Source organism: Streptomyces sp. NPDC028991 (assembly GCF_055564775.1).
In genome coordinates this window covers 216,391-233,830 of sequence record NZ_JBVHVP010000010.1, presented here as the reverse complement: position 1 = coordinate 233,830, position 17,440 = coordinate 216,391, and the positions used below count along the sequence as shown (strand labels likewise).

The following is a 17,440-nucleotide window of genomic DNA, read 5'->3' as shown; positions in this document are numbered from 1 at the left end:
CGAACGTGCCGCCGGTGTGATGAGTCGCACCACAGGTACTGACCTGCGCTTCTCTCCACGCGGGAGGTGATCTCGCACGCGCTGTCAGTGCTCGCGGCTAGCCTCTGTGACGTGCCCGCCCATCTCACCGATCCCGAGCAGCTCAAGGAGCTCCTCGGCATCCCCTTCACCCCGGAGCAGACGGCCTGCATCGTCGCGCCGCCCGCCCCGCAGGTGATCGTGGCCGGAGCCGGGTCGGGCAAGACGACGGTGATGGCCGCGCGCGTGGTGTGGCTGGTCGGCACCGGCCAGGTCGCCCCGGAGCAGGTCCTGGGCCTCACCTTCACCAACAAGGCGGCCGGCGAACTCGCCGAACGCGTCCGCAAGGCGCTGATCAGGGCAGGCGTCACCGACCCGGACGTGATCGATCCGGACAACCCGCCGGGCGAACCGGTGATCTCGACGTACCACGCCTTCGCGGGCCGCCTCCTGACCGACCACGGCCTGCGCCTCGGACTGGAGCCGACCTCCCGCCTGCTCGCCGACGCCACGCGCTACCAGCTCGCCGCGCGTGTCCTGCGCGAGGCCCCCGGCTCGTACCCTGCGCTCACCCGCTCCTTCGCCGACCTGGTCAGCGACCTCCTCGCACTCGACGCGGAGCTCGCCGAGCACCTGGTACGCCCCGAGGACCTGCGCGCCTGGGACGCCGACCTCCTGGACTCCCTGCGGAGCGTCAAACTCGGCAACGCCGATCTGCGCAAGGTCCCCGAGGCCGCCGCCGCGCGCCGTGAACTCGCCGGCCTGGTGATCCGCTACCGGGCCGCGAAGCGCGAACGGGACCTGCTCGACTTCGGCGACCAGATCGCGCTGTCCGCACAGCTCGCCGGACTCCCGGAGGTGGGCCGCGTCCTGCGCGACGAGTTCCGGGTCGTGCTGCTCGACGAGTACCAGGACACGTCGGTGGCCCAGCGCCTCCTCCTCGCGGGCCTGTTCGGCGGCGGCACCGGCCACCCCGTGACCGCGGTGGGCGACCCCTGCCAGGCGATCTACGGCTGGCGCGGTGCCTCCGTCGCCAACCTCGACGACTTCCCGGAGCACTTCGCGCACGCGGACGGCCGCCCCGCCACCCGCCAGGCGCTCAGCGAGAACCGCCGCAGCGGCGGCCGCCTCCTCGACCTCGCCAACGGCCTCGCCGAGCCCCTGCGCGCCATGCACGCGGGCGTGGAGGCCCTGCGCCCCGCCCCGGGCGCCGAACACGACGGCACGGTCCGCTGTGCCCTGCTGCGCACCCACGCCGAGGAGATCGGCTGGATCGCCGACTCCGTCGCCCACCTCGTGCGCACCGGCAGGGCGCCCGGCGAGATCGCCGTCCTGTGCCGCACGGCGACGGACTTCGCCGAGATCCAGGGCGCGCTGGTGGCCCGCGAGGTTCCCGTCGAGGTCGTCGGCCTGTCCGGACTGCTGCACCTGCCCGAGGTGGCCGACCTGGTCGCCGTCTGCGAAGTCCTCCAGGACCCCGGCGCCAACGCCTCCCTGGTCCGCCTGCTCACCGGCCCGCGCTGGCGCATCGGCCCGCGCGACCTCGCCCTTCTGGGCCGCCGCGCCCGGCTCCTGGTGAGCCACGCGCGCGTGGAGGGCGACGACGACCCCGACCGGCGGCTCGCCGAGGCGGTCGAGGGCGTCGACCCGTCCGAGGTGATATCGCTCGCGGACGCCCTCGACACCTTTCTGGAGACGCCGCTGGACGGCAGCGGAGACGACGACGGGCTGCCCTTCTCGCCGGACGCGCGGGTGCGGTTCGCACGGCTCGCCACGGAACTGCGCGACCTGCGCCGCGCCCTGTCCGATCCGCTCATGGACGTACTGCACCGGATCCTCGCCGTCACCGGTCTGGAGGTCGAACTGTCCGCGTCCCCGCACGCGCTGGCCGCCCGCCGCCGCGAGACCCTGTCGAACTTCCTGGACGTCGCCGCGTCCTTCGCCGCGAGTGACGGCGAGGCGACACTGCTCGCCTTCCTCGGCTTCCTGCGCACCGCCGCCCAGTACGAGAAGGGCCTCGACAACGCCCTGCCCGGCGGCGAGAACACCGTCAAGGTGCTCACCGCGCACAGGTCCAAGGGCCTGGAGTGGGACGTCGTCGCCGTACCCGGCCTGGTCACCGGGACCTTCCCCAGCGGCCAGGGCCGCGAGAAGTGGACCGCCCAGGGCAAGGTGCTGCCGCACGGCCTGCGCGGCGACGCCGACACCCTGCCCGAGGTCGGGTCCTGGGACTCCCGGGGCCTGAAGGCCTTCCACGAGTCCATGAAGGAACACCAGCACACCGAGGAACTCCGCCTCGGCTACGTCACCTTCACCCGCCCCCGCTCCCTGCTGCTGGGCTCCGGCCACTGGTGGGGCCCCAGCCAGAAGAAGCCCCGCGGGCCCTCCGACTTCCTCACCGCGCTGTACGAACACTGCGCCGCCGGACACGGCGAGATCGAGGCCTGGGCGGACCAGCCCGCCGAGGACGAGGAGAACCCGGCCCTGCACCGGGCGACCGCCGACCAAGCCTGGCCCCTGCCACTGGACGACGCGGCCCTCGCCCGCCGCCGGGCCGCCGCCGAAACGGTCCTCGCCCACCTGGACGCTCTCGCCTCCCACGAGGACGGCCACCCCGCCGCCGTGCACGATCCGGACACCCACGACGACCCGGACTGGCCGCCGCCCGAGGACGAAGGAGTGCTGCGCGACGCACAGGCACTGCGGGACGAAGAGATACTGCGGGACGAAGAGATACTGCGGGACGGGGAGACGCTGCGGGACGAAGAGGTGTTCCACCCGGCAGAGGGCCGCCCCGGCGATCCCGGCTGGACGGACGAAGACCCCGACGACTGGGACTCCTGGGCGACGGACCGGCCCACGGCCCCGCCGACTCCCACCGCGACGACGCCGGGCGGCAGCCCCACCATTCCCCACCAGGCGCCTCATCCGGGGCAGCCCGGCAGGACCGGCCTGCCCCGCCCGCACCTCGGGGAACCGCACCCCGGGGAACCGCGCCCCGTGCGGGCCGCCCCCGCCCGCCTCACCCCGGAGGAGGCTCGCACCGTCGCCTCCTGGGACCGGGACCTCGACGCCCTCACCGGCGAGCTCCTGCGCGCCCGCGAGAGCGTCACCGAAGTACGTCTTCCCGCGTCGCTGACCGCCTCCCAGTTGCTCAGTCTGGCCGCCGACCCGGACGGCTTCGCGCAGGAACTGGCCCGCCCCATGCCCCGGCCGCCCCAGCCCGCCGCCCGCCGCGGCACCCGTTTCCACGCCTGGGTGGAGGCCCGGTTCGAACCCCTGACGCTTCCCCTGCTGGAACCGGAGGAGCTGCCCGGCAGCGACGCCGAGATCGCCGACGAACGCGACCTGGAATTCCTCAAGGACGCCTTCGAACGCACCGAGTACGCCCGGCGCACCCCCTACCGCGTCGAGGCGCCGTTCCAGCTCTCGCTCGCCGGCCGAGTGGTACGCGGGCGCATCGACGCCGTCTACAAGGAGGGCGACGGCGAGGCGGCTGCGTACGAGATCGTCGACTGGAAGACGAGCCGTGCCGGCACCGCGGACCCGCTGCAGCTCGCGCTCTACCGCCTCGCCTGGGCCGAGCAGCAGCGAGTACCCCTGGAGTCGGTGACGGCCGCCTTCCTGTATGTACGCACCGGCGAGGTCGTTCGGCCCGACGGGTTGCCGGACCGTGCCGCGCTGGAGAACCTCCTGCTGACCGACCCGGTCGGTGACGAACCGCACGATCAGGGTGCGGATGCGGGCCGATAGGCTCGTGAGCATGAGCGACACCCCGGACAGCGCTGTCCGTACGTACATCGAGCACCACCGCGCCGCCTTCCTCGACGACCTCGTGGAGTGGCTGCGCATACCGTCCGTGTCGGCCCAGCCCGACCACGCGACCGATGTGCGCCGCAGTGCCGACTGGCTCGCCGCCAAACTGAAGGAGACCGGCTTCGAGACCGCGGAGGTCTGGCCGACGCCGGGCGCCCCGGCCGTCTTCGCCGAGTGGCCCTCCGGCGACCCGGCAGCACCGACGGTGCTCGTCTACGGTCACCACGACGTGCAGCCCGCCGCCCGCGAGGACGGCTGGAACAGCGAGCCCTTCGAGCCCGTCGTCCGCGGAAACCGCCTCTACGCGCGCGGGGCGGCCGACGACAAGGGGCAGGTGTTCTTCCACACACTCGGCGTCCGCGCCCACCTCGCCGCGACCGGCCGCACGGCCCCCGCGGTGAACCTCAAGCTGCTGATCGAGGGCGAGGAGGAGTCCGGCTCCCCGCACTTCCGCGCCCTGGTCGAGGAGCGCGCCGAGCGACTCGGCGCCGACGCGGTCATCGTCTCCGACACCGGCATGTGGTCCGAGGACACCCCTACGGTCTGCACCGGCATGCGCGGCCTCGCCGAGTGCGAGATCCGGCTGCACGGCCCCGACCAGGACATCCACTCGGGCTCCTTCGGCGGAGCGGTCCCCAATCCGGCCACCGCCGTCGCCCGCCTCGTCGCCGCCCTGCACGACGAGCACGCGCGCGTGGCGATCCCGGGTTTCTACGACGGCGTGATCGAACTCACCGACCAGGAACGCGACCTCTTCGCCGAGCTGCCCTTCGACGAGTCGCAATGGCTGCGCACAGCCAAGTCGTACGCCCCCCACGGCGAGGCGGGGCACACCACCCTGGAGCGTGTCTGGGCCCGCCCCACCGCCGAGGTCAATGGCATCGGCGGCGGTTACCAGGGCCCGGGCAGCAAGACGATCATCCCGTCCTCCGCCATGGTGAAGCTCTCCTTCCGGCTGGTCGCGGGCCAGGACCCCGACCACGTCGAGAAGGCCGTCCGCGCCTGGGCCGCCGAACAGGTGCCCGCCGGGATCCGCTGCGAGATCACCTTCAGCGGGGCCACGCGCCCATGCCTGACGCCGCTGGACCACCCGGCGCTGCAATCGGTGGTCCGCGCCATGGGCCGGGCCTTCGAGAAACCGGTCCGCTTCACCCGCGAAGGCGGCTCCGGACCGGCCGCCGACCTCCAGGAGGTCCTCGGCGCACCGGTGCTCTTCCTCGGCATCTCCGTCCCGTCCGACGGCTGGCACGCCCCCGACGAGAAGGTCGAGCTGGACCTGCTCCTCAAGGGCGTCGAAACCTCCGCCCACCTGTGGGGCGACCTGGCGGAGTACTGGCGCCACGCGCCCTGAACGCCCCGCGCGGTCCAGGTCCGGACGGACCGGCACCACGCGCGCGGCACACTGGACAGGCCGCCCCGCACCGCCGAGCCCTCCGGGACCCGGTCGCCACCCGCCCTACGACCCGTTGACCCGCCTGCCGAACCGAACCGCTCACCGGGGGAGTTGGAAGCACCCGTGACCACCTGGACCGACCACACCGCCGACCGTCCCATCTCGCTCACCGCTCCCAGCGGCATCGACCGCGCCGCCCACCACCGCCTCGACGAGGCATGGCTCGCGGCGGCGTGGAGCCACCCGTCGACGCGCTGCTTCGTGGTCTCCGGCGGCCAGGTCCTCATCGACGAGACGCCCGACGGGCGTACCGAAGTCGTCATGACCCCCTCCTTCGAGGCCCCGCTCACCGAGGCACACCGCTACTTCCTGGGCACCGACGAGGACGGTGTCAGTTACTTCGCCCTCCAGAAGGACTCCCTGCCCGGCCGCATGGACCAGTCCGCCCGCCCGGCGGGCCTGCGCGAGGCCGGGCTGCTCCTGTCGCCCCGTGACGCGGGCCTGATGGCCCACGCGGTCGCTCTGGAGAACTGGCAGCGCCTGCACCGCTTCTGCTCCCGCTGCGGTGAGCGCACCGTCATCGCCGCGGCCGGCCACATCCGCCGCTGCCCCGCCTGCGGTGCCGAGCACTACCCTCGTACCGACCCGGCAGTGATCATGGCCGTCACGGACGGGGAGGATCGCCTCCTGCTCGGCCGCCAGGTCCACTGGCCCGAGGGCCGCTTCTCGACGCTCGCCGGTTTCGTGGAGCCCGGCGAGTCCATCGAGCAGTCGGTGCGCCGCGAGGTCTACGAGGAGGCCGGCATCACCGTCGGCCCCGTCGAGTACGTCGCCAGTCAGCCCTGGCCCTTCCCGTCCAGCCTCATGCTGGGCTTCATGGCCCGGGCCACCTCGACCGACATCAACGTCGACGGCGACGAGATCCACGAGGCCCGTTGGTTCTCCCGCGACGAACTGGGCGCCGCCTTCGAGTCCGGCGAGGTGCTCCCGCCCTACGGCATCTCGATCGCCGCCCGCCTCATCGAGCTCTGGTACGGCAAGCCGCTGCCTACGCGCGGCGTCTTCTGAGGCGGCACGACGCGTAAGAGGGGTGGCCCTCCCCGCCGGGGAGGGCCACCCCTCTTACACACCTCGAACGTCCTGTCGTGCCGCCGCTTACGCGCCGACCTTCTGCTTCACCTGCGCCAGCGACGGGTTCGTCAGCGTCGAGCCGTCCGGGAAGAGCACGGTCGGCACCGTCTGGTTTCCGCCATTCGCCTTCTCCACGAACGCGGCGGACTCCGGGTCCTGCTCGATGTTGATCTCGGTGTACGCGATGCCCTCGCGGTCCATCTGGCTCTTCAGCCGGCGGCAGTAGCCGCACCACGTGGTGCTGTACATCGTCACAGTGCCCGGCATGTCTATCGCGCTCCTTCGGCGGCTCGGGGATGAGGTCGCACGAGGGGAACATCCGCGGAGGCGCCGCCATTCCCGGTGCGGGTCGGGCGGGGTCGGGCGGGGTCGGGCGAGGGCGGACGCGGTCCGGACGCGGTCCGGACGGGGCTTCCGGCGCGTGACGCCTGTCGCATTGGTACGACTATCGGTGCGTGCCTGTGGACAACCGACTCACGCGTCTCCCGCGACCTGGCAGCATGGCGGTGTGACAGCAGCAACGCGCTCCACCCTCTTCCCGCAGGTACCGGACTCGGCCGACGCGGTGCTCGAAGGGCTAGACCCCGAGCAGCGCGAGGTGGCGACCGCCCTGCGCGGTCCGGTGTGCGTGCTGGCGGGCGCCGGAACCGGCAAGACCCGGGCGATCACCCACCGCATCGCCTACGGGGTACGAGCCGGGATCCTCCAGCCGTCCAGCGTGCTCGCCGTCACTTTCACCAACCGTGCCGCGGGCGAGATGCGCGGCCGGCTGCGCCAGCTCGGTGCCGCGGGCGTCCAGGCCCGCACCTTCCACTCGGCGGCGCTGCGCCAGCTCCAGTACTTCTGGCCGAAAGTGATCGGCGGTTCCCTGCCCAGGCTCGTCGACCGCAAGATCCAGCTCGTCGCCGACGCGGCAGCCGCCTGCCGCATCCGCCTCGACCGGGGCGAGCTGCGCGACGCCACCGCCGAGATCGAGTGGTCCAAGGTGACCCAGACCGTCCCCGCCGACTACGCCCTCGCGGCGGCCAAGGCCGGCCGTGAGGCGCCCCGGGACCCGGCCGAGATCGCCCAGCTCTACTCCGCCTATGAGGACCTCAAGCGGGGGCGCGGCGTCATCGACTTCGAGGACGTGCTGCTCCTGACCGTGGCCGTCCTCCAGGACCGGCACGACGTCGCCGAACAGGTCCGGGCCCAGTACCAGCACTTCGTCGTCGACGAGTACCAGGACGTCAGCCCCCTCCAGCAGCGGCTGCTGGAACTGTGGCTGGGTGACCGCGACGACCTGTGCGTGGTCGGGGACGCCAGCCAGACGATCTATTCGTTCACGGGAGCAACCCCCGACCATCTGCTCGACTTCCGCGGCCGCCACCCCGGCGCCACCGTCGTCAAGCTGGTCCGCGACTACCGATCCACCCCTCAGGTGGTCCACCTCGCCAACGGCCTGCTCGCCCAGGCCCGGGGCCGGGCCGCCGACCACCGTCTGGAGTTGGTCTCCCAGCGCCCCGCGGGCCCCGAGCCGGTCTACACCGAGTACACCGACGAACCGGCCGAGGCCGAGGGCGTCGCCCGGCGCATCCGCGAGCTCATCGACTCGGGCGTGCCGGCCGCCGAGATCGCGGTCCTGTTCCGCACGAATTCCCAGTCCGAGACCTATGAGCAGGCCCTCGCCGATGTCGGGGTCCCCTACCAGTTGCGTGGCGCGGAGCGCTTCTTCGACCGTCCTGAGGTGCGCAAGGCCGGCAGCTCCCTGCGGGCCGCGGCGCGCTTCGGCGGCAACGACTCGCTCCTCGACGACGCCGTCGACCTGCCCTCGCAGGTGCGCGCGGTGCTGTCCGGGGAGGGGTGGACCACACAGCCTCCGGCAGGGTCGGGCGCCGTCCGCGAGCGCTGGGAGTCGCTGGCCGCCCTGGTCAATCTCGCCCAGGACTTCGCCGCCGCCAGAGCGGGCGCGACGTTGAGCGACCTCGTCACCGAACTCGACGAGCGGGCCGGTGCCCAGCACGCCCCGACCGTGCAGGGCGTCACCCTCGCCTCCCTGCACTCCGCCAAGGGTCTGGAGTGGGACGTCGTCTTTCTGGTGGGCGTCGCCGAGGGCATGATGCCGATCACCTACGCAAAGACCGACGAGCAGATCGAGGAGGAACGCCGCCTCCTCTACGTCGGCGTCACCCGTGCGCGCGAACGCCTGCACCTTTCCTGGGCACTCGCCCGCTCGCCCGGTGGCCGGGCGAGCCGCCGTCCCAGCCGATTCCTGAAGGGCCTGCGGCCCGGGTCGGGCACGGCAGCCGGGCGTACGGCCGCGGGCGGCCCCGGAGGCGTGGAGCGCGGCTTCGGGCGCGGCGGTGCCGCGCCCGAAGCGCCGAGACGGACGCATCGGACACCGGCTCGCTGCCGGGTCTGCGGGCGCACGCTCACCGACGCGGGCGAGATGAAGCTGATGCGCTGCGAGGACTGCCCGTCCGACATGGACGAGGGCGTCTACGAGCGGCTGCGCGAGTGGCGTGCGGTCCAGGCGGGGCGCAGCGGGCAGCCCGCGTTCTGCGTCTTCACCGACAAGACGCTGATGGCGATCGCCGAGTCCGTGCCGGAGGACGAGCGCGAACTGGCGCGCATCCCGGGCGTCGGAGCGCGCAAGCTCAACCGCTACGGAGCCGACGTCCTGGCCATCTGCGCAGGCCAGAGCGGTGAGGGGCTTGACGAGGACGGCTGATATGAACTCGTCGAAAAAATAGTTTGCGCATGCCCCGGGAATCCCCATAGGTTCTTGGTCACGGGAGCAGCGGCCTTCCCGGAGGCCCTGAATCCGTGTTGTACTTGCATTTCCGCGGACTGGTTCGTCCCAGTCCCCCGAGACGCCGAGAGGAGGCGAGTCCAGTGATCAGCATCAACTTCAGCTCCACCGCCAAACTGACCGATCGCTCGGCCGTCTCCCTGTGCATGCTCGGCGTTTCCAACCGGGGCACCGGTCTGTCCGGCATTCGTGCCGCGCGTCCGGCCTCCGCCTCCGTTGCCCCCGCGGGCCTTCCCGTCCGTGAGCGCAATGAGCGACCGACCAAGGCACTGGAAGCAGCAGTAACGGCACAGGCGCAGGCCTATGCCTTTACCGCGACCGGTGCCGGATTCCGGAAGCAGACGACGCAGCACCACCTGATGTGGGCCTTCCGTGGGCCAGAACCCTGGAGTCATCCAGCCTGATCGCGATCAGGCCGGCGCCTTCAGGGCCGCGGAACCCCACCCGGGATCCGCGGCCCTTCTGTTTGTCCTCGAACGGGGACGGCAGCACGAAGGGGCCTCGGGACAAGAAAAGAACCCGGTACCAAGCCGCCACCCGGCCGACCGGCCGGAACGACCAGACGAGGAAGACCACCCGTGCAACTCGAAGCGCACGCCCCGTCCGTACCGCCTTCCGACACGATCCCCAAGCCCGTCCCCACGGAGGACTCCACCTTGACCCCGCTCACCGCGCTCACCGCGCTCGACGACGCCATCGAGAACCTCGGCGTGCCCGTCCCCTGCCGCTCCTACGACCCGGAGGTCTTCTTCGCCGAGTCGCCGGCGGACGTCGAGTACGCCAAGTCCCTCTGCCGCACCTGCCCGCTGATCGAGGCCTGCCTCGCCGGGGCCAAGGAGCGGCGTGAGCCCTGGGGCGTCTGGGGTGGCGAGCTGTTCGTGCAGGGTGTCGTCGTAGCCCGGAAGCGGCCCCGTGGCCGCCCGCGCAAGAACCCGGTCTCGGCATGAACACCGCAGGAACGATCGACCGTCCCCTCACGTACGACCCCAAGAAGCAGGCCCCGATGAAGCCGTCCACCCACGACATCGCAGGCTCCGCGCCTGAAGACTTCACCACCAGCGACGCGAAGGACTCGCGTCAGAACAGGACCCGTGAGATGCAACTCATCCCAGAAGCCCTGGCTCGTGCGCATATGCACGACCGCCTGCGTGAGGCGGAGCGGGAACGCCGGGCCCTGCGCCTGGCGACCGCTCGCCGGATGCAGCGCCGGGCCGAGCGCGCTTCGCGGCGCGCCCGCCGGGCGCTCGCGATGGCGGTCATGCAGTAACCGAGCACACCGGTAGCGGTGGCCTCCCGGCCCGGGAGGCGAAGCTCTCCCCGTGGGGGCCGGTCCGTCCGAACGGACCGGCCCCCACGGCGCGTTCAGCTCCGGCGGCTCAGGCTTCCGCCGCCGTCTCCTCCACCTCGTACTCGTCCGCCGCCTCGTACTCGCCCTCTTCCTCCGAGACGAATCCCACCAGCCACTCCTCCAACTCATCGCGCAGGCGCACCGTGGCTCCCAGCTGGCACAGCACACCGATGGTGCTCAGGGTCACTCGGTGAATCAGCAGGTAGGCCGGCGGCAGGTTGAGCTGCTTGGCCAGCTGGTACGCGGGAGAGCGGGGGTCGCCGATCCGGGCCGCCTGGCTTCGCATCCAGCCACGGGTGAAGGTGAACTCGTCGACCCGGGCCGGTTCGATGATCGGCAGGAGGTAGTCGAGGACGGCGTCGGGGTCCAGCTCTATCGTCTCCTTGACGAAACCCTCGGCGCAGAGCATCTCGTAGACGGCGTCCGCCTCGCCGTCCAGCGTCATGCGCAGGGCCTGCCCGATGGGCTCGGGCAGGCCGCCCGGGAGGCGGTCGACCGTGCCGAAGTCCAGGACGCCGAGGCGCCAGTCGTCCTCGCCGTCCGGCCCGCCGGGCAGCAGACGGAAGTTGCCGGGGTGCGGGTCGGCGTGCAGAAGGCCGGTGCGTGCCGGACCCGAGAAGAGGAAGTGGGCCAGGAGCTGACCGGCCCGGTCGCGCTGCTCCGCTGTGCCGTCCGTGATGATCTCCGACAGTGGGATGCCGTCGATCCACTCGGTGACCAGCACCTGCTCGCACTGGTGGACCACGTCCGGCACCACGATGTCCGGATCGTCCGCGAACTCCTCGGCGTGAGCCCGCTGGGCCTGCGCCTCCAGGTCGTAGTCCAGCTCCTCCGATACCCGGTCCTTCAGCTCCGTGATCAGCGGCTTGATGTCCATGCCGGGGACCAGCGGGCCGAGCAGCCGGGCGAAGCGGCTGAGCTGGTTCAGGTCGGACAGCAGAGCCTCGCCGGCGCCCGGGTACTGCACCTTGACGGCCACCTCGCGGCCGTCGTGCCACACCGCCCGGTGCACCTGGCCGATCGAGGCGGCCGCGGCGGGCTTGTCCTCGAACTCGAGGAACAGGTCGTGCCAGTCCTCGCCGAGCCGCTCCGCGAGCACGGAGTGCACCGTGCGGGTCGGCATCGGCGGCGCCGCTTCCTGCAACTTCGTCAGTGCCGCCCGATAGGGGCCTGCGACCTCCTCAGGCAGCGCCGACTCGAAGACGGACAGGGCCTGTCCGAACTTCATCGCCCCGCCCTTGAGCTCGCCCAGCACCTTGAACAGCTGGTCCGCGGTGCGTTGCTGCAGTTGCTGGCCGACGATCTCCGCGGACTCGCCCACGATTCGCTTGCCGAGCCCCCAGGTCGCCCGCCCGGCGAAGCCGAGCGGGAGCGCGGCGAGCTTGGCGGTGCGGGTGACCGCCTTGCGCGGAAGATCAGACATGCGCCCTCCAAGTCCCAGCCGGCCGCGCCGGTTCTGCCTCATGGCGTACTTCCGCCGACGGCCCTTGCCCAGCCATTGTCGCGCGCCGTTCCCCGTACTCGGGGGTGTGTTCCTGCTTACCTTTTCCGGCGGCTCCGCACGGGCAGGCGGGATGCGCCCGGACGGGCCGGGTGTGCCACCGCAGACCAGGCAGCGAAACCTCCCAGCGCGCACCGGCGCTCGAGGGCGTCCGGCCGTCCAGGAAGGCGAGCGCGTGGGCCGCCGCGAGCCCGGCGACGGTCGTGGCGAGGGTGAGGTCGCAGGGGCGTACCTGGAGCTGTCGGCCGGAGCGCCACTGCGCCACCAGACGGGGCCAGGCCGGGTCGCGGTCGGTGCGGTCCGCGTACAGACAGCCGGCGCAACCCGTCTCGCCGGGCAGGACCAGGGGGCCGACGACGCCGGTCCCCTCCACGACGCCGGCGTACAGGTGGGGCGTACCGGAGGCCATGAGAGGTTCCGCGACGGCGGGGTCGGGCGTGTGCACCGCGACATCGTCACGCGGCGCGACGACCACCAGGGAGAATCCCGGGGCGCCCGTCTCGGGCGGCGTCGTGGGACGGCGGCGCGCCGCGCGGCCGGGGGCCGCCCGGCGGACCGCGCGGCGGGCCGTCTCGTCGCGGCGGTCGCCGACGGACTCGGCGGGGAGCCCGCCCGGGGCGACGTCCCACGGCTCGACGCGGCCGCCGTCCAGCACGTCGATCTCGCCGACGCCCGCGCCCGACAACAGACCGGCGAGCACGGCACCCACCCGCCCCGCACCCCTCACCCGCACCCGCAGGGCCCGCCGGGCGGCCAGGTGTCTCATGGCGTCCCCCGGTTCGGAAGTGGTCAGGGACAGCGAGGCGAGATCGGGGCGAAGCCGGTCGAGGAGCTCCTTCTTCTCCCGCAGGGCGTCGGCGTCCGGCCCGCCGCCCCGGGAGTCGTCGAGGAGTCCGGCCCTGGCCAGCCGCTCCACCACTCGGTCGACGTGCCCGTCCGGCAGGCCCATGCGCCGCCCCTCCTCGCGCAGGAGCGCCGGCCCGCGGGTGCCGTTGAGCAGGTCGAGGAAGCTGCCCGTCGCCGTGTCCACCGGGCCGAGCGTCAGCGCGTGCGCCGGCGTCATCCCGAACTGCACGGTGTTCAGATCGCGCCAGCCGCGCCTGAGCGCGGGCTTCACCATCGGATGCATGCCAGACCCCCCGTAAGCCTTCGAGATCCAAGACTTGTGCCGTCCTCGCAAGTCTTCGGACATTCCCGTGTGCCCGGCGGTGATCGGTCGCGTACCGGTTCGTGCGGTCGGTCGCGAATCCGCCGGCGAGTGCCAGCATGCCCGGATGGGCGGCCGGGCGTCGAAAGTTGTCCACAGGTAGTGGGTATTCGTCGTACAAATCAGTCGTACACCCGGAACACCTCGGAAGACGGGTGGCGGATCGGCACCGAACCAGCCCGGAGCCGGGACTTCCCCGTGCGCAGCGGGTAACGTCGAGGCGTGTCCGCCGACCCACTGCACCGCGCCGGGACACCCCAGCGCACACCGACGAATCCGCCGTCGAACGGCTCGGGGGCGAGCGCGATCGAGGTCCGCAGGAGCACCCGGCGACGCCGGACGGTCTCCGCGTACCGCGAGGGCGATCGCACCGTCGTGCTGATCCCCGCCCGGATGTCCGAGGCGGAGGAGCAACGCTGGGTGAGTGTCATGCTGGACAAGCTGGCCGCCCAGGAGAGCCGGCGTGTACTCGGAGACGCGGAGCTGGCCGAGCGCGCGGAGCGGCTGTCGGGCCAGTACTTCGACGGCCGCGCCCGGCCCGCCTCGGTCCGCTGGGTCACCAACCAGAACACGCGCTGGGGCTCGTGCACCCCGGCCGAGAGAAGCATCCGGCTGTCGCACCGTCTCCAGGGCATGCCCGAGTACGTCGTCGACTACGTCCTTCTCCACGAACTGGCGCACCTGCTCGTCCCCGGCCACGGTCCCGGGTTCTGGCGGCTGCTGGAGGCGTATCCGAGGACCGAGCGGGCCCGCGGCTACCTCGAGGGCGTGGTGGCCGCCGACCGGCTGCCGCACGTTCCCGGCGCCCGCAGCGAATAGCGCGCCCCCTCGGAGTGCCCCCCGAGCGCCACCCCGAGCGTGCCCCGCGGGATGTTCGACACGGCGGCGCACGGGTTCTGTACCGGCTTCGTACCGACTTCCTCCGGTGTCCGGAATTGCCGTTAGCCTGGCGCGACGCACTCACATTCGGATGGGGGACGGTCGTAACGCATGGCCAGGGAATTCCAACGCGGCCACAAGGCCAGGATCAGTGACCTCACCGCGGGCACGGATCTGTACGTAGGCGTGCAGATCTCCGGCCCCGGACTGAGCTTCGACATCAGCTGCTTCGGTCTCGACGCCGACGAGCGGCTGTCGGACGACCGGTACTTCGTGTTCTTCAACCAACCGAAGACCCCCGAGGAGTCCATCCAGCTCCTGGGTGCGCAGGCGGGTGACACGGAGTCCTTCCGTGTCACCCTCGACCGGATTCCGCCGCAGGTCCAGAAGCTGTCCTTCACGGCGACGATCGACGGCGCCGGACAGATGTCGCAGGTCGGCCCCGGATACATCCGGATCGTCGCGGGCGGCGAGGAGGTGGCCCGTTATCCGTTCAGCGGCTCGGAGTTCTCCACCGAGCGCGCGGTGATGCTGGGCGACTTCTATCTGAAGGACGTGTGGCGTTTCGCCGCCGTCGGGCAGGGCTTCGACGGCGGCCTGGACGCGCTGCTGAAGAACTTCGGCGGCGAGGTCGCCGAGGAGGAGGCGCCCGCGCCGCAGCAGGCGCAGCAGCCGCAGACCGGCGCCGCCCCGGGCTTCGCACCGCCTGCCCAGGCCTCGGCACCGCCGGCGTTCGGCGCGCCCGCCGCCGCCCCTGAGCCCGCCGCTGCCCCCGCCCCGCAGCCCGCGCACCCGGCCCCGCAGGGGTTTGCCCCGCCGCCCGGCGCCACGCCGCCCGCGGTCCCCGCCCCGGCGCCCGGGCCCGACGTGCACGCCGCGCAGACCGTCGTCGCGCCCATGAACACGCAGCCCGGTGGCCCCCCGGTGCCACCCCCGGCACCGGCGCCCGCTCCGTACGGCCAGCCCGGCCGGCCGCCGTACGGTCAGGTCCCCGGCCAGACCGCCCCGCCGCCCCCCGGATACGGCCAGCCCCAGGCTCCCCCGCCCCCGCCGCCGGGCTACGGCCGGCCCGCCGCCCCGCCCCAGGGATACGGGCAGCCCGCCCCGCCTCCCGGCTACGGCCAGCAGGCCCCCCACGGAGCCCCGCAGGGCATGCCCCAGAGCGCGCCGCAGGGCGCCGGGGTGATGGCGGCGCTCCAGCAGTTCAAGGAGACGGCGACCGGACAGCGCTGGACCCAGCAGAACAAGAAGCTGGTCCGCGTCGACCTCGGGGCGGAAGGCCGGCCCGTACTCGCCCGGCAGGGCAGCATGGTGCTCTACCAGGGCAAGGTCGACTTCAGCTACAAGGGTGCCGGATTCGCCGGCCGGGTCGTGGGCAACGCCACCGGCCAGGAGATGCAGCTGATGCGCTGTACCGGCAAGGGGCAGGTGTTCCTCGCCGACAACAGCGCGATGCTGCACCCCATCGAGCTCCAGGGCGACGCCGTGTGCGTCTCCGCGGAGAACGTCCTCGCCTTCGACGAGAGCCTTCAGTACGAGGTCCGCCGCATCGAGGGGCACGGCATCCCCGGTGGGGCGTTGTTCACGATGCAGTTCCAGGGCACCGGCACGATCGTCGTCAAGACGCACGGCGTGCCCGTGGTGCTGCCGGTCACGCCCACGACGTTCGCCGACTGCAACGCCGTGGTCGCCTGGTCGGCAGCCGCCCAGGTGGTCGTCTCCAGCCAGGTGCGGATGCGCCGCAACTCCTACGCGGGCGACACGGGCGAGAGCGTCAACCTGCAGTTCCGGGCGGCACCCGGCAACTTCGTCGTCGTCCAGCCGTACGAGATCTGAGGGAGAGCCCGACATGAACCAGCCGCTCGCGGGCTACGCTCCCGCACCGGTCACCGCACGCATGGAGAACCACGGCAACCACATGCTGAAGGTCGCCATGCAGACCGGGAACGACCTCCTCGCGCGCGTGGGCTCGATGGTCGCCTACGAGGGCTTCGTCCAGTACGAACCCAATCCGCCCGCCGTCCGCCAGATCGCCAAGGACTGGATGACCGGCGAGGGCGCACCCCTGATGAAGTGCTCCGGCGACGGACTGCTCTACCTCGCCGACTACGGAGCGAACGTCGTCGTCATCAACCTCAACGGCGACGGGATCTCCGTCAACGCCACCAACCTGCTCGCCTTCGACGCCCACCTGACGTGGGGCGTGGAACGGGTCAAGGGTCTGGCGAAGTTCGCCGGTCAGGGCCTGTGGAACACCAAGATCTCCGGTCAGGGCTGGGTGGCGCTCACCTCCCGGGGCAAGCCGATCGTCGTCGACTGCGGCGGCGGCGAGGACGAGACGTACGTCGACCCCGACGCCCTCGTCGCCTGGTCCCCGAACCTCAAGGTGAAGGGCAAGCGCAGCTTCAAGGCGCAGTCGCTGATCGGCCGCGGCAGCGGCGAGGCCTACCAGATGGCCTTCTCCGGTCAGGGCATCGTCGTCGTCCAGCCCAGCGAGGACAGCACCGACCGCCTCCGGGTCCGGAGCTGAGGGGGAGCCAGAACACCATGCAGAGCCCGCTTTTCGCCTACAACGACCAGCAGACCCAGGAAGCCTGGAGCCTGCAGAACAAGCACATGCTGCGCGTTGCCCTGGAGGGCCACGACGACGTGCTCGCCCGCAAGGGCACGATGGTCGCCTACCAGGGACTCGTCGAGTTCGACGCCGAGTACCAGAGCAACAACCAGTCACGCACGCGTGCGCACACCGGCGAGGGCCTGGACCTGATGCGCTGCCACGGGCAGGGCACGGTCTTCTTCGCCAACCTCGCCCAGTACATCCACGTGATGGACGTCGATCAGGACGGTCTCACCGTCGACAGCAGCTATGTGCTGGCGATGGAGTCGTCCCTGCACCACGAGGTCATCGCGGTCGACAGCCTCTACGGCATCTCCGGCTCGGGGAAATACCAGCTCAACATCACCGGCCGGGGCAAGGTCGCCCTGATGACCTCGGGCGCCCCGCTGCTGATGCAGGTGACGCCCGACAAGTACGTCAACTGCGACGCCGACGCGATCGTCGCCTGGTCCACCGGCCTGCGCGTGCAGATGCAGGCCCAGACGCACTCCTCCGGGGTGTGGCGGCGCCGCGGCAGCACCGGCGAGGGCTGGGAGCTCAGCTTCATGGGCAGCGGCTTCGCGCTCGTCCAGCCCAGTGAACTGCTGCCCCCGCAGAACGCCCAGCTCGGGCAGGGGATCGCCGCGCAGTACGGCATGGGCCAGCAGGGTGCCCGAGGTCAGAACCAGGGCAACGTCTGGAGCTGAGCGCGCGGCGCCGTTTCGCGTGGGTTGTAAGGGGTGATCGCAAAGGCGGTCAC

14 protein-coding genes are annotated in these 17,440 nt (G+C 71.9%); 11 read left to right on the top strand and 3 right to left on the bottom strand.

Going from position 1 to position 17,440, the window contains the following annotated elements; translation table 11 throughout:
- Positions 1–111: 111 nt before the first annotated feature.
- The 3 genes from ACZ4V1_RS21630 (at position 112) to nudC (ending at position 6,295) form a co-directional block, all read left to right on the top strand.
- On the top strand, positions 112–3,771 hold the full coding sequence (locus tag ACZ4V1_RS21630) for a UvrD-helicase domain-containing protein (protein WP_468338507.1): 3,660 nt from the start codon (positions 112–114) through the stop codon (positions 3,769–3,771).
- Positions 3,772–3,781: 10 nt separating this feature from the next.
- The gene (locus ACZ4V1_RS21625) at positions 3,782–5,185 is read left to right on the top strand and encodes a dipeptidase (RefSeq protein WP_468338504.1); all 1,404 of its coding nucleotides are present in this window, start codon (positions 3,782–3,784) and stop codon (positions 5,183–5,185) included.
- Positions 5,186–5,350: 165 nt separating this feature from the next.
- A complete protein-coding gene (nudC, locus tag ACZ4V1_RS21620) occupies positions 5,351–6,295 on the top strand; it encodes an NAD(+) diphosphatase (protein ID WP_468338502.1) in 945 nt (314 codons plus the stop codon).
- An 87-nt stretch (positions 6,296–6,382) separates the two neighbouring features.
- Here the strand turns inward: nudC and ACZ4V1_RS21615 are convergent, their stop codons facing one another.
- The gene (locus ACZ4V1_RS21615) at positions 6,383–6,625 is read right to left on the bottom strand and encodes a mycoredoxin (RefSeq protein WP_055417962.1); all 243 of its coding nucleotides are present in this window, start codon (positions 6,623–6,625) and stop codon (positions 6,383–6,385) included.
- Positions 6,626–6,866: 241 nt separating this feature from the next.
- Between ACZ4V1_RS21615 and ACZ4V1_RS21610 the strand changes: the two genes are divergently transcribed.
- The 4 genes from ACZ4V1_RS21610 (at position 6,867) to ACZ4V1_RS21595 (ending at position 10,416) form a co-directional block, all read left to right on the top strand.
- Positions 6,867–9,068 carry an ATP-dependent DNA helicase UvrD2 gene (locus tag ACZ4V1_RS21610; protein WP_468338498.1) on the top strand — a complete coding sequence of 734 codons (2,202 nt, stop codon included), beginning with the start codon at positions 6,867–6,869 and terminating at the stop codon, positions 9,066–9,068.
- A 164-nt stretch (positions 9,069–9,232) separates the two neighbouring features.
- On the top strand, positions 9,233–9,553 hold the full coding sequence (locus ACZ4V1_RS21605) for a hypothetical protein (RefSeq protein WP_468338496.1): 321 nt from the start codon (positions 9,233–9,235) through the stop codon (positions 9,551–9,553).
- Positions 9,554–9,727: 174 nt separating this feature from the next.
- Positions 9,728–10,096, top strand: coding sequence for a WhiB family transcriptional regulator (locus ACZ4V1_RS21600; protein WP_055417960.1), 369 nt, complete (start codon positions 9,728–9,730; stop codon positions 10,094–10,096).
- Positions 10,093–10,416: a hypothetical protein gene (locus ACZ4V1_RS21595; protein ID WP_468338494.1), complete on the top strand. Its 324-nt coding sequence runs from the start codon at positions 10,093–10,095 to the stop codon at positions 10,414–10,416. Before ACZ4V1_RS21600 ends, ACZ4V1_RS21595 begins: the two co-directional genes overlap by 4 nt.
- 109 nt (positions 10,417–10,525) lie before the next feature.
- Here ACZ4V1_RS21595 and ACZ4V1_RS21590 read toward each other — a convergent pair whose 3' ends face one another.
- Both ACZ4V1_RS21590 and ACZ4V1_RS21585 read right to left on the bottom strand, forming a co-directional pair.
- Positions 10,526–11,920, bottom strand: a complete 1,395-nt coding sequence (locus ACZ4V1_RS21590; RefSeq protein ID WP_468338492.1) for an ABC1 kinase family protein — start codon at positions 11,918–11,920, stop codon at positions 10,526–10,528.
- Positions 11,913–13,127, bottom strand: a complete 1,215-nt coding sequence (locus ACZ4V1_RS21585) for a TOMM precursor leader peptide-binding protein (RefSeq protein ID WP_468338490.1) — start codon at positions 13,125–13,127, stop codon at positions 11,913–11,915. The genes ACZ4V1_RS21590 and ACZ4V1_RS21585 overlap by 8 nt, the downstream gene beginning before the upstream one ends.
- 300 nt (positions 13,128–13,427) lie before the next feature.
- Here ACZ4V1_RS21585 and ACZ4V1_RS21580 point away from each other — a divergent pair, with 300 nt between their 5' ends.
- The 4 genes from ACZ4V1_RS21580 (at position 13,428) to ACZ4V1_RS21565 (ending at position 17,387) form a co-directional block, all read left to right on the top strand.
- Positions 13,428–14,024, top strand: a complete 597-nt coding sequence (locus tag ACZ4V1_RS21580; RefSeq protein ID WP_468338488.1) for a M48 metallopeptidase family protein — start codon at positions 13,428–13,430, stop codon at positions 14,022–14,024.
- A 171-nt stretch (positions 14,025–14,195) separates the two neighbouring features.
- The gene (locus ACZ4V1_RS21575; protein WP_468338486.1) at positions 14,196–15,920 is read left to right on the top strand and encodes a TerD family protein; all 1,725 of its coding nucleotides are present in this window, start codon (positions 14,196–14,198) and stop codon (positions 15,918–15,920) included.
- A gap of 13 nt (positions 15,921–15,933) precedes the next feature.
- Positions 15,934–16,614 (top strand): AIM24 family protein, encoded by a 681-nt coding sequence (locus ACZ4V1_RS21570; RefSeq protein WP_468338484.1) that lies wholly within the window; start codon positions 15,934–15,936, stop codon positions 16,612–16,614.
- Positions 16,615–16,631: 17 nt separating this feature from the next.
- On the top strand, positions 16,632–17,387 hold the full coding sequence (locus tag ACZ4V1_RS21565) for an AIM24 family protein (RefSeq protein ID WP_468338481.1): 756 nt from the start codon (positions 16,632–16,634) through the stop codon (positions 17,385–17,387).
- Positions 17,388–17,440: the final 53 nt, after the last annotated feature.

Coding starts and splice junctions, on each gene's coding strand:
- ACZ4V1_RS21565 (WP_468338481.1), top strand. CDS start 16,632: ATGCAGAGCCCGCTTTTCGCCTACAACGACCAGCAGACCCAGGAAGCC.
- ACZ4V1_RS21590 (WP_468338492.1), bottom strand. CDS start 11,920: ATGTCTGATCTTCCGCGCAAGGCGGTCACCCGCACCGCCAAGCTCGCC.
- ACZ4V1_RS21595 (WP_468338494.1), top strand. CDS start 10,093: ATGAACACCGCAGGAACGATCGACCGTCCCCTCACGTACGACCCCAAG.
- ACZ4V1_RS21625 (WP_468338504.1), top strand. CDS start 3,782: ATGAGCGACACCCCGGACAGCGCTGTCCGTACGTACATCGAGCACCAC.
- ACZ4V1_RS21615 (WP_055417962.1), bottom strand. CDS start 6,625: ATGCCGGGCACTGTGACGATGTACAGCACCACGTGGTGCGGCTACTGC.
- ACZ4V1_RS21570 (WP_468338484.1), top strand. CDS start 15,934: ATGAACCAGCCGCTCGCGGGCTACGCTCCCGCACCGGTCACCGCACGC.
- ACZ4V1_RS21585 (WP_468338490.1), bottom strand. CDS start 13,127: ATGCATCCGATGGTGAAGCCCGCGCTCAGGCGCGGCTGGCGCGATCTG.
- ACZ4V1_RS21575 (WP_468338486.1), top strand. CDS start 14,196: ATGGCCAGGGAATTCCAACGCGGCCACAAGGCCAGGATCAGTGACCTC.